Origin of the sequence: Embleya scabrispora DSM 41855 (assembly GCF_000372745.1) — a bacterium.
In the GTDB taxonomy this organism is placed as follows: domain Bacteria; phylum Actinomycetota; class Actinomycetes; order Streptomycetales; family Streptomycetaceae; genus Embleya; species Embleya scabrispora.
The window spans coordinates 38804-59148 of the sequence record NZ_KB889684.1 but is presented as its reverse complement, the minus strand read 5'-3'; the positions used below and the strand labels follow the sequence as shown (position 1 = coordinate 59148).

Below are 20345 nucleotides of genomic sequence, written 5' to 3'. Positions count from 1 at the left end.
ACGATCCCCATATGTTTGGACAAAATGTGCCAAATGGTCGCGGGTTTCCTGCCCGGGGCCTTCCCGGAAGGGGCAACCATGGTGCAGCGGGTGGTCGTCGTCGGAGCAGGATTCGCCGGGTTCGAGACGGTGCGCAGACTGGAACGAACCCTCGGTCCGCGCGAGGCCGAGATCGTGCTCGTGAGTCCGATGGACTACATGGTCTACCGGCCGCTGCTGCCACAGGTCGCGGCCGGCGTGTTGTCCTCGCGCACCACGGCCGTGCCGCTGCACCGGATGTTCAAGCGCACCCACGTCCTGCCCGGCGGCGCGATCGGCGTCGACCTCGCGGCCAAGGTGTGCGTCGTACGCAAGATCTCCGGCGACATCACCAACGAGCACTACGACAAGCTCGTACTGGCACCGGGCAGCGTGACCCGCACCTTCGACATCCCGGGCCTGACCACCTATGGGCACGGCATGAAGAACCTGGCCGAGGCGGTCTACCTGCGCGACCACGTGATCGCCCAGTTGGAGATCGCCAACTCCAGCACCGACCCGGCCGAGCGCGCCTCGCGCTGCCAGTTCATCGTGGTCGGCGGTGGCTACGCGGGCGTGGAGACCGCGGCGTGCCTGGAGATGCTCACCACCAACTCGCTCCGGCACTTCCCGCGCCTGGACCCGGCGCGGGTGCGCTGGATGATCGTGGACGTGGCTCCGCGCCTGATGCCCGAGCTCGGCGAGAACCTGGGCAAGGCCACGCTACAGATGCTGGCCAAGCGCGGTGTCGACGTGCGGCTGGGAATCAGCGTGCGGGAGATCACCGAGGACTCGGTGACGCTGACCACCGGCGAGAAGCTGCCCTGCCGGACGCTGGTGTGGACGGCGGGCGTCACCGCGAGCCCGCTGATGAGCACGACGGGCACCGAACTGGTGCGCGGTCGGCTCGCCGTCGCCGCCGACCTGGCCGTGCCCGGCCACCCGGACGTGTTCGCCCTCGGCGACGCCGCGGCCGTACCCGACCTGGCCAAGGGCAACGGCGCGATCTGCCCGCCGACCGCGCAGTACGCGCATCGGCAGGCCAAGATCGCCGCCGCCAACGTGGTCGCTTCGTTGCGCGGACAACGGATGAGCCCGTTCCGGCACAAGGACCTGGGCCTGGTCGTCGACCTCGGCGGCACCCAGGCGGTGGCTCGGCCGCTCGGCTACGAATTGCGCGGCCTGCCGGCGCAGGCGATCACCCGCGGCTACCACCTGATGACCGTGCCCTCGATCCGGGCCCGCACCCGGGTGTTGTCCAACTGGGTCCAGCACGCCTTCGCGGGCGACGACCTGGTCCGGCTCGGCTTCATGTCCGACCTGGACGGCCGGATGGGCAACCTGGAGAAGACCGACGCCTACCTGTCGGCGAACGAGATCACCGCCCGCACCGGATCCCGCGCCGCCCACCCGTGAGCGCGCCGAGGGGGCGCACCGCCCGGGTCGAGCGGCGCGCAGTGGACAGCCGAGCGCCGTACCGGGGTGCCGACACCCGCCCGGGCGGGTACACGGGGGCCATGAACGACGAGCGCGCGGCGGCCCGCCTGCGGATGGCGCTGGTGCAGCGGCTGCGCCTGACCGGGAGCGTACGCACCGAGGCGGTCGCGAACGCGATGACGCAGGTGCCCCGCGAGCTGTTCACCCCCGGCGCCACCTCGTTGGCCCACGCCTACGAGGACCGGGTCGTGGTGCTGTCCACCGACGAGCGAGGGCTTCCGGACAGCACGGTGAGCCAGCCGGCGATGGTCGCGCTGATGCTCGAACAGCTCGCCGTGCGACCCGGGATGCGGGTGCTGGAGATCGGCACCGGGAGCGGGTACAACGCGGCCCTGCTGGCCCGGCTGACCGGTCCCGAGGGCGAGGTGGTCAGCGTCGAGGTCTCCGCCGAGTTGGCGCGCGCGGCCGCACGGCGCCTGGCCGGGCTCGGCACGCGTGTGGACGTGCGGACCGGGGACGGCTGGGTCGGGGTCGCGGACCGGGCGCCGTTCGACCGGATCGAGGCCACGGTGGGGGTGCCGGACCTGCCGCCGGCCTGGGTGGAGCAGCTCGCGCCGGACGGCGTGCTGGTCGCCCCGATGTGGCTGCGGCCGGGCCTGGAACTGGCCGTGGCGTGGGAGCGCGCCGTCGACGGGACGCTGACCAGCGCGTCGGTGGCGCGCTGCGGTTTCCTCCAGCTCCGCGGCCCGCACGCCGGGCCGGGCCGGACCCACGCGCTGACCGGCGACCTCGCGGTGATCGGCGAGGATCTGGCGCCGGGCGCGTTGGACGTGTTGCGCGACCTGCTCGACCACGGCGCGGTGGACGCGGGGCCCGTCCTGGGTCCGGTGGATGTGCGGCTGACCGGTTTCGCGTTGGCCGAGCCGCGCTCGGTGCTGTTCCTGGGGCATCCGGGCGACGGGATGACGTGGGGCCTGTTCGACCCGGAGCGACCCGCGCTGGCGGTGCTCATGCAAGACCGCATCCTGGTCTACGGCGACCGCGACGCGGCGGTCGAGCTGTACTACGGCGTGGCCGGCGCACCGGTGGTGAACGCCGATCGGCTGCGTCTGGAGGCGGTCCCGGCGGGCACCGGCTTTCCGGACGCGCCGGACACAGGCGGGCGGACCTGGACGGTGGAGCGGGAGCACTACCGGTACCGGCTCACCGAGACGTGAGCCCGCCGCGCCCGCGCCCGCGGTGGCACGGGGCGGGCGGCTCACGGGCACGGGACCGCCGCGCAGGGCGGGCGCCGGGCTATTTGGGGGTGCGCAGCAGGCAGAACTCGTTGCCCTCGGGGTCGGTCAGCACGTGCCAACTCTGCTCACCCTGGCCGACGTCGGCGGGCTTGGCACCGAGCGCGAGCAGGCGGGCCAGTTCGCTCTCCTGGTTCGAGCCGATCGCCGGGCTGACGTCGATGTGCAGCCGGTTCTTGACCGCCTTGCCCTCGGGGACCGGCTGGAACAGGATCGTGGGCAGCGACCCGTCGGGCGCGTTCAGCTCGATGTCCTCGCCCTGGACGGTGAGGTCCCAGTCGAGCACTCGACACCAGAACTCGGCGAGGGCGGGGACGTCGTTGGCGTCTACGACGAGTTCGGAGAACACAGCGGGCATGACGGCACCTCGGTACGTAGTGGGACGAGAAGGCCGGAACGGGTGATCACTCACTGGGGCGGCAGTGCGCGAACCACCTGCCCGAATCGCGCGGACCCGGTGAGCGTGGCGTGCTCCGGCCCCTGCCAGTTGACTTCGAGTTCCTCCAGAATGCCCTCGTGCCACCAGAACATCCCGCTGGACAGGGCCTGCTGATCCCGAGTCAGCCCCTGGGCGGTCTTGAGTACGAAGCCGGCCATGCCCACGGTGCGCTGCGAGGTGAGCGGCAGCGCGAGCAGGCCGTTGTCCACGGGCAGGCAGACCAGCGCACCCGCGCGCAGCGGGTCTCCGATCGCCTCGCCGAGCCGGAACAACTGGGCCGATCCGGGCCAGCCCTGACCGAGCAGCGAGTGCAGCGTGCTGCCGGTGGAGATGTCCATCGGCGTGCCGCCGTACCCCTCCATCCGCAGGTTCGTCGCGGCCTGGAGCCAGACGTCCTCGACCGCCATCCCCCAGTGCTGCACCATCGGCGTCTCGACCGTGACGGCGACGCCGTCGGGGCCCTTGACGCACGCCACGGCGACGATCTCGCCGCGATCGCCCAGCGGCCACACCATGCCCTGCGCGCCCAGGTGCGGGCCGGGTCGGCTGACGATCAGCCGCAGGTCCTGGCGGATGCGATCCGGCGGCGCGCTCATCAGGACGCCGCGCACGTCCTGCCCCCAGGCGGTGTTCTGCTGGCTGCGGGACTGGCGACGAAACAACGCCACGGGAGGCTCCTCGTACGGGGTGGCGGGCGGGCCTGACAAGTCATAGTCAACACCCCCCGGCCGGCGCAACATCACCCCCGCCGGGCCGGCCCGCGGCGATCGGGGTCGGGGCTTCCTTTCCGTACCGGCGGGTCTCATCATCGGGCGATGGAGATCGTGGGCTCGGCGCTGGTGCCGGAGATGGCCGGGAAGTACACGACCGGCTACGTGTGCGTGCGATGGCCGTTGGCCGGATTACGGGTCGAGCCCGGTCTGATCACCCTTCGGGGCCGTCCGGCCTGGGTGACGACGGCGTTCAACGGCGCGTCGTTGGCGGTGAGTTCACCGGCGGAGATCGAGCTGATTTTCCCGAGCGTCGGGATGCTGCGGACTCCGATGGTGGGCCTGCGCGCGGCGACGGGGCGTACGTATTATTTCCGGCCCGGTCGCGCTGCCTACTTCCGAGCCTCCCGCCGCACTGCCGAAATCCTCGACCTGTGTGAACGGGAGGGCTTCACGGTGTCCCGGGACGTCCGCAGGGTCGACCTGACCCGATGATCCGCCGCGCCGCCGCGCCGCCGCGCCGCCGCGCCGCCGCGCCGGCGCTCACGCCTGGCGGGTCGGGAGAATCACGATCTGGCGCAGGTTGACGTGGCGCGGTCGGGTTGCCGCGTACGCCACCAGGTCGGCGACGTCGGTGGCGGCCAGGCTGCCGATCGCGTCGAACATGGCGCCGAGTTGGCCCGATTCCCCCAGTTCGGCGTTGTCGATGTGCGAGCCGAGTTCGGTGTCGGTCAGGCCCGGCTCGATGTTGGTGACCCGGACGTCGCGCGGGCCCAGTTCGCTGCGCAAGGACGCGGACAGGTGGGTGAGCGCGGCCTTGGTCGCGCCGTACACCGCGTAGTTCGGGAAGGTCACGTGTGCGCCGATCGAGGAGATGTCGACCAGGTCCGCGGCCCGCCCGTCGGCAGCGGCGGCCACCAGGTCGGCGGTGAACGCGCGGATGATCCGCAGCGCGCCGGTGACGTTGGTGTCGATCATCCGGGTCCACTCGTCGATTCGGCCGTCGTCGAGCGGGTTGGGCAGCATCACCCCGGCCGAGTTGACGACCAGGTCGACCCGGCCGAGTTCGGCGCGGATCCGGGCCGCGCCGGCGTCCACCGAGTCCTGGTCGGTGACGTCGACGGCGACGGCCAGGGCGGTGCCGCCGGCGGCGGTGATCTCGGCGGCCAGGTCCTTGAGCCGATCCTCACGTCGGGCGAGCAACGCGACGTGCGCACCGTGGGCGGCGAGCAGCCGGGCGGTCTCGGCACCCATGCCGCTGGCGGCTCCGGTGACGACGGCGATCCGACCGGCAAGCGCGGTGTAACTCATGGGAAGACTCCAGTGCAGGCGGCGCGAGGCGTGTTCCCCGCTGACCCACCTCACCTTGCCCGCGCCCGCGCCCCCCACCCAGAGCCCGCGTTTTCCTGGGTCTGCCCGTACCACCTTCGGAGGCGGGTCGACGGGGCGCGCGAATACGGGTGGGTCACGGCATTTAGAGTCCGAGCATGAGTGTGGATGCGTCGTTCGAGCAGCTGGGTGACTTCCTCCGCGCGTGTCGGGCCCGGGTCGGGCCCGAGGAGGTCGGGTTGCCGGTGTTCGGGCGCAAGCGTCGGGTGGCCGGGTTGCGGCGCGAGGAGGTCGCGCAGCTCGCGGGCGTGAGTGTGGACTACTACGTGCGGCTGGAGCAGGGCCGGGGGCAGCACGTCTCGGACGCCGTACTGGATGCGATCGGGCGCGCGCTGCGGCTGGATCCGACCGAGTACGAGCACATGTGGGATCTGGCCCGGCCGACCCGGGTGAGCGCGCGGCAGCTCGCGCCGTCGACGGCGCGACCGGGCGTACAGGTGCTCCTGGACCGGATCGACGCGCCCGCGTTCGTACTGGGCCGGTGCATGGACGTGCTGACCTGGAATCCGGCCGCCGACGCGGTGATGGGGCTGAGCGCGATGGCGCCGCACGAGCGCAATATGGCGCGGCACACGTTCCTGTCCCCGGACGCGGACCGGTTCTACCCGGATTGGGAGCGGGTCGCCGCCGACACGGTCGCGTTCCTGCGCCTGGACGCCGCGCGGCACTCGCACGACGCGCGCATGGCCGCCCTCGTCGAGGAGTTGTCCGCCGGCAACCCGTGCTTCCGGCCGTTGTGGGACGCCCACCAGGTGGCCGAGAAGACGCATGGGACCAAGCGCCTGCGCCCCGCCGACGGCACCGTACTGGACACCGCCTACGAGACCCTGTCCTTTCCCGGCGACCCCGACCTCATGCTGGTCGTGTACACCACCGCGCCCCGCACCGCGCGCGTCGGCGCCGAACCGTCCGTGACGGCCGCCCGGCCCTGAACACGGCGGCCCGCCGGCCCGGCGGGCGGGCGACGCCGTGCCTATCCGCTCAGTTCCCGCTCCAGGGGGACACGGAAGCGGGGTGTCACACACGTGCCGGCCAACCACGAGGCGTGCCGGGCGGCCTCGGCCTCGATGGCCTTGGTCGCCTCCGGCGGGAGGTCGACCAATGCCTGCCAGACGACCTCTCCGTCCGCTCGCGTGGCCCACCCGCCGACGACGCGGCCGTTCCACCACACGGTCGGGCCGATGTTGCCCATCCGGTCGAACAGGCGCTCACGCAGCTCGGGCGTGATGTACCAGTCCCGCCCCTTCCAAGCCATCGGCGTGGCGTCCAGCGCCGGCAGCAATGCCGCCCACGGCTCCGGCGTCGGGCTCGGCGCCTCGTCGCCGGGCAACACGTAGCCCACGCTCCCGTCGTCCAACGCGACCTCCACCGCGCGCACCGCCGCGAGCGCGTGGCGGGTGTCGGCCGCCGTCCAGCCGGTCCACCACTTGAGGTCGGCCGGCGTCCCGGGTCCGAACGCGGCCAGCCACCCGCGCACCAGTTCGGCCTTGGCCTCGGTCCTGCCGATCTCCGGCAGCGGCGGTGCGATGGTGTACCGGAACCGGCTGGACAACCACGACCCCTGCGGCCTGGTCCGGACGATCCTGCCCTCGCAGGAGAGCGTGAACAGCAGCCGCGTGGACACCCCCTGGTTCGCCTCGTACGGCTTGCCGATCGCCACCCGGATCTGGGTGCGCAACTGCGGTACCACTTCGCCCAGTTGCACCGCCGTCGCCTCACCCAGCTCGGCGAGCGCGGCTACGGTGGCGGCCTCGACCTCGTCCAGCCACGCCTCGTCGTAGCCACCCGACGCGAGGAACTGGAGCATCACCCGGCGCTGCGTGATCGCGACCGCGTCGGTGCTGGAGCGCTGCACCACGTGCACGAGTTCGCGCGGGACCACGTAGACGGTGCGCCGCATGCCGGGCATCCGGACCAGCGACCTGTCGTCGTAGAGCGCACGTTCGACCTCGGCCGACGACGGTTCGGCCAGGCGCGCGCAGGCGGACACGTACACCGTGGCAGGGTCGGTGGCGTGCAGCAGGAGCACGGCGCGGGCCGCGTCCTCCGCGTTCGCGGCGCGCGCGCCGGCCGCCAGCCGATGCCGAATGCCCAAACGCGCTCGTCGTTCGTCGTCGGTGATCCGTGGCAACGCAGAGGTCATGCGCCGACCATAGGGGTCCGGTGCGACATGTGGCCGGGAATCATACGGCGCGGCGATTCCGGATCGCTTTACCGTGACGGGGTCGGTACAGGAAAGAATCGAGTACCGAGTAGTGCGTAGTGAGTTCACCCCGTACCACCGCACGTCCGTGTGAAGGAGTCAGCATGTCGTCTGCGGGATCGTCCCGGTTCGATTGGCGTCGAATGACGCTCGCCCGCAGGGCGGCGAGCGCGGGTGGTCCGCGTCCGCCCAGGGCTGGGAACGGTCTGGTGATCGGGGCGGTGATCGTCGGGGCGATCGTGATCCTGGCGTGGTGGTTGTTGTCCTCCGGCGGGGGCGACAACGGCAAGAAGTCCGCGGCGGCGACCGCGCTGCCCAACGCGTCCGGGTCGGTGAATCCGTCCGCGCGCGCGAGCGGCTCCTCGGTGCCCTCGCCCACCTCGACGGCCAAGATGGCGGTCATCGCGCGCCAGGCGATCGGCCTGGAGATACGTGAGAAGCCGGGCAAGGGCAAGACCGTCGCCGAGGTGAGCGCGGGCACCGAACTGACCGCGACCTGCCGGGCCAAGGGTGCGAACGTGTACGGCTGGCGCGGCGGCAAGAGCGATCAGTGGGTGCTCGTGACCACCGGACACGGCGCCGGCTACGCGCCCGAGGCGTGGTTGGAGACCACCGGCTCGGCGAAGGACCTGCTGCCGACCTGCTGACCCGCCGGCGCCGGCCCGGGCCGCCGGTGGGACCGGGCCGACCGGGTCGACCATCGACCCGGTGCCCGCTCGCGGCCGATCAGCCACGGGCTCAGCGGGGTCCGCGCGACCAGCCAGGCAAATCCGGTGGAGGCGATCGCGACCACGGCCACCAGTACGACGGTGTCGACGGCGGACGACCACGGCAACGCGGCGGCGAAGCCGTTCAGTTCCAGCAACCGCAGGATCATCGGGTGCACGAGGTAGACGCCGAAGGCCAGTTGCGCTCCGCGCGCGGCGGCACGCCGACTCGGGATCGGCGTCCGGGCGCGCTCCCACCGGGCGGCGAGGGCGTACAGCGCGAGCACCGCGACCGGCCCCCACAGCAGGCTCACCGGCTGGGTGGCGATCGAGGCGGTCGCGGTGTCCCGGCCCGCGGCCACGGTGTGCCGGTACCACGCGTAGGTCAGCGCGAGCATCGAGAGCGTGCCGAAGCAGATGGTCCGGGTGTGGCCCAGGACCCAGGCGTGGAAGGCGTCCAGGTGCACCGCGGCGAGCGCGCCGGACAGCACGAAGAAGCCGTAGGTGGGCAGCAGCATGCCACCGTGGATGCGATACCACTCCAGCGGGCCGCTCAGCGGCGTCTCGTGGAACAGCACCACCAGCGCCGCGAGTTGTCCGAGGCCGGCGATCGCGAGCAGCAGCGAGTGTCGGCCGGCGCAGGCGCGGACCAGCCTCAGGAAGAGCGGGAAGAGCACGGCGATCTGGAGCGACACGAGCAGGAAGTACAGGTGGTACCAGGACCCGCCCCAGACGATGCCGCCGCGCAGATCGGCCAGCGCGCCGGGCAGGTCGTGTCGGATCCGCGCGTGGTCGCCCAGCGCCCAATAGGCGGTGGACCACAGCAGATACGGGACCCCCAGGAGCTTGAACCGCTTGGTGAGGAAGGCACCGACGCGCAGTGGGCGGCCGTAGGCACTGTGGAAGAGCACGAACGTGCTGACGAAGAAGAACACCGCACGTGTCGAGTGCAGGACGAGTTGGGTGAACGCCGGGCCCTCGCCCGGGAAGGGGTACGTGACGCCGATGACGTGCACCACGATCACGCACACGAAGGCGACGTCGCGGATCAGGTCGACCCGGTGCAGATGCGGCCGGCGGCCGGCCCCGGGTGCCGGTGCCGGTGCGAGCGTCGGGCGGGCGCCCCGGGTCCGGGTGTCGTGGGTGCCGAGGGAGAGGGCCATCAACGAGCGCCTGCCCCGAAACCGGCGATCACCTCGCCGCGGGCCCGCCGATTTCGCCGGGGTGCGACGGGCGGTCGCGCCGTCCGTGCGGGATGCGAGCCGGGTCGAACCGCAGGACGCGGGGTGCCACAACGCGGAAAGTCCATGTAGGCAGCATGGACGTGCTACATGAGTGAATGATTAAAGCCGCCCCGAAGTCCCCTTGACGTTGTGTCAGGGTCGGGCAAAGTCCGCCGACGCGCGGAAGGCGCGTCGGCGGGTGGATCCGCGGGCGGCGACGGGGTCGGGTGGGCGACGGGCTCGGCGGGAGCCGGCTCGGGTGGGTGTCGGTCCCGATGCCCCTCACCCGCCCGGTTGGGGATCCGGGACGAACACGGCGCGGTCCCGGTGGAAGGTCATGGTGCCGGCGGTCGAGCCGTCCCAGCCCAGTCCGCCGGGTTCGTAGCGCTTGCTGACGGTGGCCCACCACAAATTGGAGGTCATCACGTGGCCGACCTCGTCGAGGTAGGCCCGCATGCCCGGTTCGCCGCCGTGTGGGCCGGCCATGATGCGCTCGCGCAGGTCGAGGAACTTGCGTTCGGTGGCGTCGATCAGCCCGCAGATCTTGTTCATCGCGCCTTCGAGGTCGAGCCCCTCGGCCTCGCCGAGGTAGTAGACCAGGTTCACCCGGTCGTCCATGACCAGTTCCTTGCGGTACGAGACCAGGTCGTTGATCAGCGTGTATCCGTCTATCGCGGTGTCGTGGAGGGCCACCATCTCGGGCGAGCGAAACGCCTCCTGGGACAGTGCCACGCCCGGGACGCCCTCCTCGGCGAAGCCGAACAGCCAGCGCACGCCCAGACTGTGCCGGCGGTCGTCCATGTAGGTGTCGTAGTCGGATATCCCGGCGTCGCGCCAGCTCTCCAGTTCGGTGGTGAAGCCGTGTGCGAAGTCCTCCATGTAGGAGACGAAGCGAACCCAGCGGGCGGGCGGCATGCGCTCGCGCAACCAGGAGAAGTCCTCGCGCAGGGGGGTCGAGCCGTCCCCCCAGCCGAGCAGATCGGACATGAAGCGGCCGAAGACGTTACGGGTGGCGAACGAACTGCCGCCCAGGCCCGCCTTGTCGACCAGGCTGTTCTCGATGCCGATCAGGTAGTTCATCACCTTGGCCGTGGTCAGGGCGAGTTCGTAGTCGGCGTGCGGAACGGACAACGACACCAGCAGTGTGCCGTCCACGTTCTTGTCGATCCGAGCCGCGTCGCCGGCGTAGGCGAAACCCAGGTGGCGGTGCGCCCACCAGCGGGATTCGCGCATCAGCCGGTCGGTCTCGGGATGGAACGTCATCGGCAACAGGTTCGCGAGCTTCGGCAGATGGAAGCTGATCGGGAGGTCGACGACGGTGGGTGTGCTCACGCCGGGCTCCTTTCGCCGGTCTGCGTCGGAGTTTTCCTGCCCTCGCCGCGCGATCCGGCGGTGCCGGGCGCGGGGGCGCGCAGAGTCGTGGGGTGTAGTACGCCCGGGCCACGCGGGGTGCCCGCGGGGCGGTGCGATCGCAGGGCGAGTCGATTGCCGAGGTGGCCCAGGGCCAGCAGGGTGAAGTGGTCGGCCAGGCACGGGATCACGTACAGGAACGGCCTGGTGCCGAGCATGTCCGGTACCGAGTCGATCCCGCCGTCGCCGCGTTGCGCGCCCAGCAGGTACTCGACGCCGCGCGCCACCGGGCGCGGGTCGTTTTGCCGACACAACGCGGTCAGGGCGTACGCGGTGCTGATCGCGTCGCTGGGGTCGCCGGGTTGCTGGCCCCAGCCGCCGTCCGGGTTCTGCCCCTCGCGGATGGCGACGAGCGCCCGCTTGACGGTGGCCCGGTAGGTCTCGGGACCGCAGGCGTCGATGGCCAGCAGGGCGCGGAAGATCGCGTGGTAGCGGCTGCGGCTCCAGTCCGGTTCGAACGTGCCGTCGGAATGCTGCGCGGCGGCCAGGAACCGGCGCCCGGCGGTGATGCGTTGTACGTGTCGCGCCGCGCGTACGCTCAGCGCGTTGACGGCGGCGGCGGTCATGCACGCCTCCGACGGCGCGCCGGTGATGTACGTGGGGAATCCGCCGTCCGGGCCCTGGTAGGACCACAGCGCGCGTAGGCCGACGTCGATGTTGCGCCGGTAACGCACCGGGTCGGTCGCGTGCAGGAACTCGATCGCCACCGAGGTGTCGTCCACGTCGGCGAGCACCGCCGCGACGGTGTACGACCAGCCGCCGTCCGGCCGTTGGCGCGCCGCCAGGTGGTCGCCGATCCGCCGGCGGACCTCGTACGGGGCGCCGGAGGCATCCAGCGCGACGCCCGCGGTGACCGCACACCAGGTGTCGGTGTCGGTCACGAACGGCACTCCGCCGTCGTCGCGTTGGTGGGCCAGCGCCTTGGCCACGCCGTTGACGAGCAGCGCGTCCAGGTGCGGCCGGTCGGCGAGCGCGTGCAGCACCAGCAGATGCACCAGGATGTTGCCCTCCCAAACCCCCGGTTGTCGCTGGGTGTCCTGGAGCAGGCGCAGTTCGGCCGGGGCGACCCGGTCCGCGTGACCGGTGAGGTCGGCCAGCGCGACCTTGAGCGCGATGGTCTGCACGTGCGCCCACGGGTGCAGGTTGCCGGTGTCGAACGCGCGTGGGTCGAACGGCCGGCGGGCGGCCCGACGCGGTGGGCCGAGCAGGGCCAGAACGGTCTCCAGCATGACCCGTTTGCGGGCGTTGAGAAATGCCGGCGCCCGTCTCAGAAATCGGTCGAGAAGATCGCCCGTCCCGTACTCGCAAGGGTCGCCGACATGGCGTAAAGCGATCGTTGCGAGTAACCGATCCAAAGGTTCGGTGCTGTCCAGGTGATCACTCAGGAACTCGGCAACTCGACGGTGGTGGTCGGCCTCGATACCGGTGCGCTCCAAAAGGCGCAGCAACAGTGCCGATTCGAGCACCCGGCTGCGGCACGGACCGCGCACAGCGCCGTCGTGGCGAACCGAATCGGCGACCCGCCGACGCAGCCGAGCGGTCGCCACGGGCAGTTCGGGTACGAACATTTCCGCAGGCCACCCCGGCAACCGGGTATCTCGCACGCGCATCGGTCAGCGCCTCCCCCACACGTCCTGTCGCAAGCTGTGCCGTTGTATCCGGTGTACCCGGGTATGGCGCGCCGAGCGGGGAATGAGTGCTGCGATTGGGATACCCGGCGCTCGATGCCCGCCCCGGCGGGTGAACGACCCCCATCGCCCGAACCGGGTGTGTTCTCAACACGAAATCACCCGAGGACCTGAATGCGGAAGCCTGTACTCGTTTCTTGTCTGAATTGGTGAGTAATCGCCATCAAATGTGCTGGAAATGAACGGCTATTGTCGGCACTTCAGTCCGTCGGGATCAGCCCTTCGAGCCCTGGAGCGGTCCGGGTGGGCGCGAATTCGACAACGTCGTACGTCGCCGCGCCCTCACTCCGGAACGGGTCTTCCGCCAGCACGGCGTCGAGCTCGGCCCGATCCGTGGCGCGTGCCAGGATCACCCCACCGGTACGGGGCACCCGCCGCCCGGAGGCCAGCAGGGTGCCGGCGGCGTAGTACCGGTCGAGCCACTCGAGGTGGGCGGGCAGGAGCGCGTCGATGTCCTCGATGGGGGCGACGTAGGTCAGCGTGATCACGAACATGCCCCGATCGTAGGGCGTGCCGTGAGCCGGACGAGGAGGTTGTGCCCAGGCGGCACGAATCGCTCGCGGTCATCGCCCGGATGCGTCCACGCCGGCATCTCCGACCCCGGCCGCACCACCACCACGCGCGTCCTCGGACACCTGGTCGCGCACCGCGCCGCCCCGACTGGCGAACCGGTGGCCTTCGCGGGGAAATGCCTTGTTCGGGTGGGGTCGGGTGGGCCATTCTCGGTACATGATCATTCCCGAGACCAAGAGCTGGACGTGGGTTCTCGAGTCGGCCTGTCCCGACTGCGGGCTGGACACCCCGACCGTCCCGCGCACCCGGATCCCCGCGCTGACCCGCGCGAACGCCGCCGCGTGGCACGAGTTGCTCGTCTCCGGCGGCGACGAACTGCGCGTCCGGCCGAATCCGGACACCTGGTCTCCGGCCGAGTACGCGTGCCACGTCCGCGACGTGTTCGTCCTGTTCGACGAGCGACTGCGGCTGATGCTGACGCAGGACGCCCCGGAGTTCGCCAACTGGGACCAGGACGCGACGGCCGTCGAGTCGCGCTACTCCGAGCAGGACCCGGTACGGGTCGCCGCCGACCTCGCGTCGGCCGGCGCCACGCTGGCCGACGCGTTCGCGGCGGTGGCCGAGGACGGGTGGGCCCGTACCGGCATCCGCAGCGACGGCATGATCTTCACCGTCGAGTCCTTCGCGCGCTACTTCATCCACGACCCGGTCCACCACCTGTGGGACGTCACCGGCGTCCGCGCCGAGCGCGGCGAGGAGCCCGAAGGACGGATGCCGGGCGTCGTGGTGCTCGGCGGGGGATTGCAGACACGCCCTAGCGGCGGGTGAGTTCCTCGGTGAGTGCGGCGGCCACCGCGTCGCGGACCGCCCACTCGGTCGGTGTCGCTCGGCCGGTTTCGGCGGCGAGCTCGGCCAGTGACGTCATCGTCGTGTCCGGGAGGGCACACGCGGTGAATGTGCTGAACGCGCTCAGGTCGGGGTCGATGTTGAGCGCGAAGCCGTGGCTGCTGACACCGCGTCGGATCCGCATTCCGATGGACGCGAGCTTGCGGTGGTCGGGCGTCCAGATGCCGACCAGGCTGGGCGCGCCCGCCGGGGTCTCGCGCCGGATCGCCGGGAAGCCGAGTGTGTCCAGCGCGGCGAGCAGGCCATTCTCCACCCGGCGCACCAGGTCCCCGGGGCCGAGCGCCCGCACGTTCACGATCAGGTAGCCGATCAGCTGGCCCGGCCCGTGATAGGTCGCGTGGCCACCGCGGTCCACCTCGACCAGCGGGATCGGCGACGCCGGATCCGGGAGGTCGGCCACCGGGGTGCGTGCGCTGTAGGTGATCACCGGCGGGTGGGTGAGCAGGAACAGTCGGTCGGGGGCGAGATCCTGCTGCCGCTCGGCGACCCAGCGCGCCATGTCGACCTGCGCTGTCGGGTACGCCACCGCGCCCAGGTCGACTCGTACCGGCGCGGTCGCGGTCGTGCCCTGTCCGTGCATCGCGCCGGCCCCCTATCCCGCCGTCGGTCCGATGGTCCGGCGCCAACGCATCGCGGTGGCGAAGGACAGGTCGACGAAGTCCGCGCCCGGGAAGACCTCGCCGTAGCGGTCCCGATACTGCGCGCGGGTCAGGTAGTGATCCGACATCAGGTGGTCCAGCCACACCGCGCCGGTGCGAAAGCGGTACAGCCACCAGGCGTCCCGGGCGCGCATGCGCCGCAGGTCGTGGGCCAGTTCGCGGGCGGCGCCGGCGATGTACTGCCGGCGCGTCGCGCCGGGCACGGTGGCCACGTTGTCGACCAGCACGATCTCGCCGCCGGGTCGCACCAGCGACTTCAGGTGCGCCAACGCCGCACCCAGGTCCGAGAGATGGTGCAGGGTGCCCATGCTCAGCACCAGGTCGAAGCCCTCGCCGTCGTGGACGTCCGTGAGCGAGGCGACCTCGTAGCGGATCCGCTGGTGCGAGCGCCGTATCCGGGCGACCTCGATCAGCGGCGCGCTCACATCCGCGGCCAGCACCTCGGTATAGGAGCCGGCCAGCGCCAGCGCGTGCCGCCCGGAGCCGCAGCCGGCGTCCAACGCACGGTCGCCGGTCAGTTCGAGCCCGGCGAGCCACTCGCCGAGAGGGTCGCACAGTCCCGCATAGCGGTCGTAGTCGCCCGCGAAGGCGTCGAAGAGCCGCGGATCGGCCTTGAGCGGTTTCATTGACTTGGTCAAGAATGGCTTGCGTGTCCCGAACCACGTGCGGGTCCCGACCCAGGTACGCACCGCGGACCGGGCGCGCGCCCCGAACCATCGACGCGACGCCGAACGTGTCGCGTCGGCCGGTTCGCGGCCGATCGCCCGGTCGGCGATCGGGCGGTTCGTCCCGATCGACGGCACCGGAAGCGGATTCACGCTCTTCGGTTCCCCGGTCGCCCGGCCCGACGCCGTGCGACTCGAAGCCCTTTGCCCCTCAATCATGCCGAGGATGACGCCCCCATGTCCTTCGTACTCGTCGACAAGCCCCGCCCCCATGTCACGCTCATCACCCTCAATCGACCGGACCGCATGAACGCCATGGCTTTCGACGTCATGGTCCCCTTTCGTGAGGCTCTGGAAGCCGTGAGCGCCGACAACGATACGCGTGTCGTCATATTGACCGGCGCCGGGAGGGGCTTCTGTTCCGGTGCGGATCTGGAGAATTCCGGCCGCATCCCCGGCATCAAGGGTCTGACCCGCACCAGCATCGCCCGTCGTTCGATGGAGATCCTGGACGACGTGATCCTGGGACTGCGTCGGATGCACCAACCGGTGATCGGCGCGATCAACGGCGCCGCGATCGGCGGCGGCTTCTGTCTCGCCACCGCCACCGACATCCGAATCGCCGCCGACACGGCCTACTTCCGGGCGGCCGGCATCAACAACGGGCTCACCGCGAGCGAGCTCGGAATCAGCTATTTGCTCCCCCGGGCGATCGGGTCGTCTCGGGCATTCGAGATCATGTTGTCCGGACGGGACGTGGACGCGACCGAGGCCGAGCGGATCGGGCTGGTGTCGCGCGTGGTGTCGGGCGAGAAGTTGCTCGACGACGCGTACGAACTCGCCGAGCGAATCATCGGGTTCAGTCGAGTGGGGGTGGAAGTGACCAAACGGTTGCTGTGGTCCGGCATGGAGGCCGGCAGCATGCACTCGCACATGGACCACGAGGGGCACGCCCAGTTGTACGTGCGACTGACCACGGAGAACTTCGAGGAGGCCATTCGGGCCCGCAAGGACAAGCGGCGGCCGGAGTACAAGGACTGACGGGCATTCGGATGGGGCTCGAACGGACATTGGACGGAGGTTGGCCGGACGTCGGGAAGAACCTTGGGACGGCTGTTCGAAGGATCTTCAGCCGAAAGACTGACGGATATTCAGCCGGATGCCGGCGTGACGCCGACCCGATGTCGGTGTCACATGTCCGTAATTACTTGGCCCGGACTCCACACGTTGAGTGAATGTTGAACATGTGTTGACCGGGAACGGGCAAGCTCAGGCTCATAGTGCGGCGGTCCGGCCGAATCCGGCGGGGCCGCCGGCCACACCACGGGGGTGTGAGCGAGATGCGAGGAGAGTTTCCGTGCTTCACGGAAGGAACGACGAACTGGCCGCCGTCACGGCACTGTTGCAACGGACGCGCGCCGGTGACGGCGGAGCGGTCGTGCTGCGCGGGGCCGCGGGGGCGGGCAAGACGACGCTCCTGGCCGAGGCGATGTGGGAGGCGAAGGGGATGACCGTCCTGCGGACGGCCGGCCCGCGCGGCGGCGGCGCCCTCCCCTACACCGCACTGCGCCAACTGCTCGCCGGCCTGCACCCGAGGATCGGCCGCCTCCCGCACACCCGGGCCCAGGCGCTGCGCACCGCACTCGGCCTGGCCCCCGGCGCGGCCGATCGCGGCGTGGTGGCCGCTGCGGCCTGCTCGCTGATCCTGATCGCCGCCCGGGAACAGCCGGTCCTGGTCCTCGTCGACGACGCCCACTGGCTCGACGCGGCCTCGGCCGCGGTCGTCTCCTACATCGCGGGACGCGCCGAGGGCCTGCCGATCGCCGTGCTTCGCGCGACGCGGCAGGGGGCGACCGCGGGGCCGGGTCCGGCGGCGGCGGATTCGGGTGTGGGTGGCGGGGTCGTGAACGAGGCGGAGACGGCGGAGGCGCCGGTCGCGAGCGAGGCGGGCGCGACGGAGGCGTCGGTGGGTGTGGGCGGCCGTGCCGCGGACGGGGCAGGCGCGGCGGAGGCGCCTGGGTCGGCCGTGGGCGCGGGCGGGGCCGAGGTTGGCAGCGCGGCCGGCGGTGGCGGGGTCGAGTCGGGGGCGGCCGAGCGGGCGGCCTCGGATCGCGGAGTCGACGACGGCTCGGCCGCGGGTGGGGCGGGAACCACCGGCCTGCTCTCCGGCACCGGCACCGGCACCGACACCGGCGTTGGCACCATCACCGACGCCGCTCCGACGGCCCGCGCGGCGGAGCCTTCGACGGGCCGCGCAACGGCGGACACACGACGTGGTCGGCCGGAAGGCGCGGCGGGCGGTGTGTTCCGGGGCGTCGGCGCCGCGGAGCAGGTGACGACGGCCGTGAGTGAGGGAGTCGATGCCACAATCGGGCAACTTCCGGACACATCGGGGCAATTCGCAGCAGACGCGGCAGCTCGGGCGGCGGCGGAGACCTCCCGGGGCGCCGCCGAAACGGGTGCGCGCCGGGCGGGTCCCGGTGCGGCGGTCGCCGGTGGGGACGCGCCCTTCGCGGCGCTGCCGGAGGAGGCTCGCCGGCTGCTCGCGTTGGCCGCGCTCGAACCGGCCGCCGACCTGGACCAGTTGGCCGTCGCCGGTCGGCGGATCGGCATCGGTCGGGGCGCTCGGCTCGCGGTGATGCGGGCCGGCCTGGTCGACGCCGCCGAACACCGGGTGCGATTCCGCGACGCGGCGGCGCGCGAAGAGGTACGCCGCTCGCTCAGCCCTGCGGAGCGCCGCTCACTTCACGGAGCGCTGGTCTACGCCGCGAGCGGTGCTCTCGCCTACCGGCGACCGTGGCACCTGGCCGCGCTCGCCACCGGCCCCGACGCCGACCTCGCCGCCGCGCTGGAAGCCGGCGCCGGGCGCACCCGCCGCGAACTCGGCGCGGGCGCCGCCGCCGCGACCTGGGAGCAGGCCGCCCGACTGACCTCGGACCGCCCGGCGGCCCGCCGCCGCTACGTGGCCGCCGCATACGCCGCGTGGGAGGCCGGCTTCCCGACCCGCGCGCGCACCCTGCTCGACACCGCCGACGCCACCGACCTGGACGGCGTCGCCGACGAGGGCTCCTCGGCACACTCCTCCGGCACCGCGATCCGGCTCCGCGCCGCGCTGCGGCACGCCGAAGGACACCGCTCCGAAGCGGGAGCGCTGCTCTTGGAAGCGGCCCACGGTCGCGCCGCGCTCCTGCTCGCCGCGACCGGCGCCGCCTGGGAGGCGGGCGACCGCGCCCGGACCACCCAGGCCCGCACGGCCCTGTCCGCGCTCCCCCTGGCCGCCGACGACCCGCTGCGCACCGTCGTGGCCGCGCTCGGCGCCGACGGCGTTTCCCCGGCGATGGTCGCGCCGGCCACCCGGGCCCGGCTGTACGGCCTGGGTATCGCGCTGTGGGAGGTCACCCCGCTGGCGGTCCACGCGGCGGCCACCGACCAGGCCGCCTACGAGGTCCTGCTCGACGAGGCCGCGGTACTGCGCACGCACGGCGCCCGAGGCGCCCTCGCCGCGGCCCTGATGCCGCTCGCGGTCGCCGGCGCGCTGTCCGGGCGGGCCGTCGAGGCCGAGACGCACGCCGCCGAGGGTCTGCGGCTGGCCCGCTCCACCGGACAGGGCACGCTGGCCGCGTGGTTCCTGGCCGCACTCTCGATGGCCGCGACCACCCAGGGTCGGATCGCCGAGGCGCGCGACGGCGCCTGGCAGGCCCTGCGGCTGACCGGCACCAAGGGGCTCACCCCGGTCGGTGCCTACGCGCTGTACGCGCTCGCGGTCGTCGAACGCGCCGAGGGCCGCACCGAAGCCGCCTGCGAACTCCTGGCCAAGGCACTGGCCGCGCCCGCGGGCGCCCTGATGGAGGTCCGCATCCGCGCCGAACTGGCCACCGCCGGCCCCAACCGCTCCGGCGTCGCCGCCCTCCCCCCGCGCCCGACCCACCCCAACACCCCGCCCCTCGCCCTGACCGGCCGCATCACCCGCACCCCCCAACTCGCCACAGGCAGCGCCTGACCCGCCCCCGACCCGAGGGCTACCCTCCCCACCGCCCAACCCCCACAACCACCCGGGCCGCGCCGGTGGCGGGCAACGCGCCGCCACCGCCGCTCCCACCCCAAGTACCCCCAAACCCGTCGAGATGGACACCCCCAGCCCCGTGGTGACGAGTTCGCTCGTCTGGCCGGCCTCATCGCGGACTTGTTCCGGGGACACCTGGGTAGATCGTCGGCGTGACGGAACGAGGCGCGATCGAGGACTGGGACACCCGGCTGGGCTGGATGCGCGCGCTCGTGTCGGACGACGAGATCGCCCATCGACGCGCCCTGGATCGGTATCTGCGGGTGACCCGGGACACTCGCGAGGCGCGCGCCGCGTACGACACGATCGTCTTGCGCGTGCCCCGCTCGGTCTCCGCCGAGGAGGCGGCCTGGCAGCGCTTCCGCGCCGCGTGGCTCCGCACGCCCGCCGCAGCCCTGCTCACCGACTCGCCCACCCCGGCCGAGGTGCCCGATTGGGGCGGACTGCCGTACGCGCTGACCTACCTGGAGTGGGAGGCCCGATACCCGACCGAATGGACCCGGCACGCCAAGGTCTGGAGCACCAAGCAGCGGCTGATCCGGCTGCTCGCCGTCCCCGGGCACCACGCCGCCGCCCGGGCCCGGCTGCTGGACCTGGTCGAACTGGTGGTGTACCGCCGGCATCGTTGCAAGGACCGCGAGTACTCGCGGATCGCCCGCGTGGTGGACGGCGAGGACCTGCGCGCCCGGCTGGCGAAGGCGCAGGTCTCCGGCGAGCCGTGGACCCGGGATCAGGCCGGCCATGTGCTGTGGCTGTTGCGCAACCCACAGATCCCGATCAACCGCACGAACTGGTTCCGCTGGTTGTCCGCCATGGCGAAGGACACACCTCGCGACACCCCCCACGCCCCACCTCACCCGCCACCCCCGGGCCACCCCGACGCCCCGGCCCCACCACCTCGTTGACGAGCCCTCATTCGCCGTACAACACGTGCTTTCCGGCCATAGGTTGTGCACCGACAACTTCGGCGACAGCGGCAACAGCCTTCCGGGGGACGACATGGGTCGAGCCGACGACATG

The 20345-nt window shown here is 71.9% G+C and carries 19 protein-coding genes; 9 read left to right on the top strand and 10 right to left on the bottom strand.

Annotated elements, in window-relative coordinates:
* Positions 1-33 precede the first annotated feature (33 nt).
* Positions 34-1434, top strand: a complete 1401-nt coding sequence (locus A3IC_RS0131280) for an NAD(P)/FAD-dependent oxidoreductase (RefSeq protein ID WP_020554028.1) — start codon at positions 34-36, stop codon at positions 1432-1434.
* Positions 1435-1535: 101 nt separating this feature from the next.
* Entirely contained in the window at positions 1536-2672 is a 1137-nt protein-coding gene (locus A3IC_RS62870; RefSeq protein ID WP_020554027.1) for a methyltransferase domain-containing protein, read from the top strand.
* Positions 2673-2751: 79 nt separating this feature from the next.
* Here A3IC_RS62870 and A3IC_RS0131270 read toward each other — a convergent pair whose 3' ends face one another.
* Positions 2752-3108 (bottom strand): VOC family protein, encoded by a 357-nt coding sequence (locus A3IC_RS0131270; RefSeq protein WP_026218962.1) that lies wholly within the window; start codon positions 3106-3108, stop codon positions 2752-2754.
* Between the two features lie 50 nt (positions 3109-3158).
* Positions 3159-3857: a hypothetical protein gene (locus A3IC_RS0131265; RefSeq protein WP_020554025.1), complete on the bottom strand. Its 699-nt coding sequence runs from the start codon at positions 3855-3857 to the stop codon at positions 3159-3161.
* Between the two features lie 147 nt (positions 3858-4004).
* On the opposite strand from A3IC_RS0131265, the gene A3IC_RS0131260 reads away from it, so the two are divergent.
* A complete protein-coding gene (locus A3IC_RS0131260) occupies positions 4005-4394 on the top strand; it encodes a hypothetical protein (protein ID WP_020554024.1) in 390 nt (129 codons plus the stop codon).
* A 48-nt stretch (positions 4395-4442) separates the two neighbouring features.
* On the opposite strand, the gene A3IC_RS0131255 is transcribed toward A3IC_RS0131260, so the two are convergent.
* A complete protein-coding gene (locus A3IC_RS0131255) occupies positions 4443-5210 on the bottom strand; it encodes an SDR family oxidoreductase (protein WP_020554023.1) in 768 nt (255 codons plus the stop codon).
* A 176-nt stretch (positions 5211-5386) separates the two neighbouring features.
* Here A3IC_RS0131255 and A3IC_RS0131250 point away from each other — a divergent pair, with 176 nt between their 5' ends.
* Positions 5387-6220 (top strand): helix-turn-helix transcriptional regulator, encoded by an 834-nt coding sequence (locus A3IC_RS0131250; RefSeq protein ID WP_020554022.1) that lies wholly within the window; start codon positions 5387-5389, stop codon positions 6218-6220.
* A gap of 41 nt (positions 6221-6261) precedes the next feature.
* On the opposite strand, the gene A3IC_RS0131245 is transcribed toward A3IC_RS0131250, so the two are convergent.
* Positions 6262-7431 (bottom strand): winged helix DNA-binding domain-containing protein, encoded by a 1170-nt coding sequence (locus tag A3IC_RS0131245; protein WP_020554021.1) that lies wholly within the window; start codon positions 7429-7431, stop codon positions 6262-6264.
* Positions 7432-7595: 164 nt separating this feature from the next.
* Between A3IC_RS0131245 and A3IC_RS0131240 the strand changes: the two genes are divergently transcribed.
* Positions 7596-8138 carry a hypothetical protein gene (locus A3IC_RS0131240; protein WP_158696159.1) on the top strand — a complete coding sequence of 181 codons (543 nt, stop codon included), beginning with the start codon at positions 7596-7598 and terminating at the stop codon, positions 8136-8138.
* Here the strand turns inward: A3IC_RS0131240 and A3IC_RS0131235 are convergent.
* The 4 genes from A3IC_RS0131235 to A3IC_RS0131220 all read right to left on the bottom strand — a co-directional run bounded on the left by A3IC_RS0131235 (position 8075) and on the right by A3IC_RS0131220 (position 13013).
* Positions 8075-9361 (bottom strand): acyltransferase, encoded by a 1287-nt coding sequence (locus A3IC_RS0131235; protein ID WP_020554019.1) that lies wholly within the window; start codon positions 9359-9361, stop codon positions 8075-8077. The genes A3IC_RS0131240 and A3IC_RS0131235 overlap by 64 nt on opposite strands.
* Before the next feature lie 342 nt (positions 9362-9703).
* A complete protein-coding gene (locus A3IC_RS0131230) occupies positions 9704-10753 on the bottom strand; it encodes a terpene synthase family protein (RefSeq protein WP_020554018.1) in 1050 nt (349 codons plus the stop codon).
* On the bottom strand, positions 10750-12060 hold the full coding sequence (locus tag A3IC_RS57505; protein ID WP_158696158.1) for a prenyltransferase/squalene oxidase repeat-containing protein: 1311 nt from the start codon (positions 12058-12060) through the stop codon (positions 10750-10752). Before A3IC_RS57505 ends, A3IC_RS0131230 begins: the two co-directional genes overlap by 4 nt.
* Before the next feature lie 659 nt (positions 12061-12719).
* Positions 12720-13013: a YciI family protein gene (locus A3IC_RS0131220; RefSeq protein ID WP_020554016.1), complete on the bottom strand. Its 294-nt coding sequence runs from the start codon at positions 13011-13013 to the stop codon at positions 12720-12722.
* Between the two features lie 235 nt (positions 13014-13248).
* Here A3IC_RS0131220 and A3IC_RS0131215 point away from each other — a divergent pair, with 235 nt between their 5' ends.
* Positions 13249-13860: a DinB family protein gene (locus A3IC_RS0131215; RefSeq protein WP_020554015.1), complete on the top strand. Its 612-nt coding sequence runs from the start codon at positions 13249-13251 to the stop codon at positions 13858-13860.
* On the opposite strand, the gene lipB is transcribed toward A3IC_RS0131215, so the two are convergent.
* Together lipB and A3IC_RS57500 are read right to left on the bottom strand one after the other, a co-directional pair.
* Positions 13847-14518: a lipoyl(octanoyl) transferase LipB gene (gene lipB, locus A3IC_RS0131210; protein ID WP_020554014.1), complete on the bottom strand. Its 672-nt coding sequence runs from the start codon at positions 14516-14518 to the stop codon at positions 13847-13849. The genes A3IC_RS0131215 and lipB overlap by 14 nt on opposite strands.
* Before the next feature lie 12 nt (positions 14519-14530).
* The gene (locus A3IC_RS57500) at positions 14531-15235 is read right to left on the bottom strand and encodes a class I SAM-dependent methyltransferase (RefSeq protein ID WP_245599714.1); all 705 of its coding nucleotides are present in this window, start codon (positions 15233-15235) and stop codon (positions 14531-14533) included.
* A gap of 264 nt (positions 15236-15499) precedes the next feature.
* Between A3IC_RS57500 and A3IC_RS0131200 the strand changes: the two genes are divergently transcribed.
* The 3 genes from A3IC_RS0131200 (at position 15500) to A3IC_RS57490 (ending at position 20230) form a co-directional block, all read left to right on the top strand.
* Positions 15500-16303 carry an enoyl-CoA hydratase gene (locus tag A3IC_RS0131200; protein ID WP_020554012.1) on the top strand — a complete coding sequence of 268 codons (804 nt, stop codon included), beginning with the start codon at positions 15500-15502 and terminating at the stop codon, positions 16301-16303.
* 316 nt (positions 16304-16619) lie between these two features.
* A complete protein-coding gene (locus A3IC_RS57495; RefSeq protein WP_020554011.1) occupies positions 16620-19262 on the top strand; it encodes an ATP-binding protein in 2643 nt (880 codons plus the stop codon).
* 215 nt (positions 19263-19477) lie between these two features.
* Complete coding sequence (locus A3IC_RS57490) at positions 19478-20230, top strand: hypothetical protein (protein WP_020554010.1); 753 nt, start codon at positions 19478-19480, stop codon at positions 20228-20230.
* Positions 20231-20345: the final 115 nt, after the last annotated feature.

What these genes read in the sequence shown, in the direction of transcription:
- A3IC_RS0131280 (WP_020554028.1), top strand. Translation starts at nt 34, where the DNA reads ATGGTCGCGGGTTTCCTGCCCGGGGCCTTCCCGGAAGGGGCAACCATG.
- A3IC_RS62870 (WP_020554027.1), top strand. Translation starts at nt 1,536, where the DNA reads ATGAACGACGAGCGCGCGGCGGCCCGCCTGCGGATGGCGCTGGTGCAG.
- A3IC_RS0131270 (WP_026218962.1), bottom strand. Translation starts at nt 3,108, where the DNA reads ATGCCCGCTGTGTTCTCCGAACTCGTCGTAGACGCCAACGACGTCCCC.
- A3IC_RS0131260 (WP_020554024.1), top strand. Translation starts at nt 4,005, where the DNA reads ATGGAGATCGTGGGCTCGGCGCTGGTGCCGGAGATGGCCGGGAAGTAC.
- A3IC_RS0131255 (WP_020554023.1), bottom strand. Translation starts at nt 5,210, where the DNA reads ATGAGTTACACCGCGCTTGCCGGTCGGATCGCCGTCGTCACCGGAGCC.
- A3IC_RS0131250 (WP_020554022.1), top strand. Translation starts at nt 5,387, where the DNA reads ATGAGTGTGGATGCGTCGTTCGAGCAGCTGGGTGACTTCCTCCGCGCG.
- A3IC_RS0131245 (WP_020554021.1), bottom strand. Translation starts at nt 7,431, where the DNA reads ATGACCTCTGCGTTGCCACGGATCACCGACGACGAACGACGAGCGCGT.
- A3IC_RS0131240 (WP_158696159.1), top strand. Translation starts at nt 7,596, where the DNA reads ATGTCGTCTGCGGGATCGTCCCGGTTCGATTGGCGTCGAATGACGCTC.
- A3IC_RS0131235 (WP_020554019.1), bottom strand. Translation starts at nt 9,361, where the DNA reads ATGGCCCTCTCCCTCGGCACCCACGACACCCGGACCCGGGGCGCCCGC.
- A3IC_RS57505 (WP_158696158.1), bottom strand. Translation starts at nt 12,060, where the DNA reads ATGCTGGAGACCGTTCTGGCCCTGCTCGGCCCACCGCGTCGGGCCGCC.
- A3IC_RS0131220 (WP_020554016.1), bottom strand. Translation starts at nt 13,013, where the DNA reads ATGTTCGTGATCACGCTGACCTACGTCGCCCCCATCGAGGACATCGAC.
- A3IC_RS0131215 (WP_020554015.1), top strand. Translation starts at nt 13,249, where the DNA reads ATGATCATTCCCGAGACCAAGAGCTGGACGTGGGTTCTCGAGTCGGCC.
- lipB (WP_020554014.1), bottom strand. Translation starts at nt 14,518, where the DNA reads ATGCACGGACAGGGCACGACCGCGACCGCGCCGGTACGAGTCGACCTG.
- A3IC_RS0131200 (WP_020554012.1), top strand. Translation starts at nt 15,500, where the DNA reads ATGTCCTTCGTACTCGTCGACAAGCCCCGCCCCCATGTCACGCTCATC.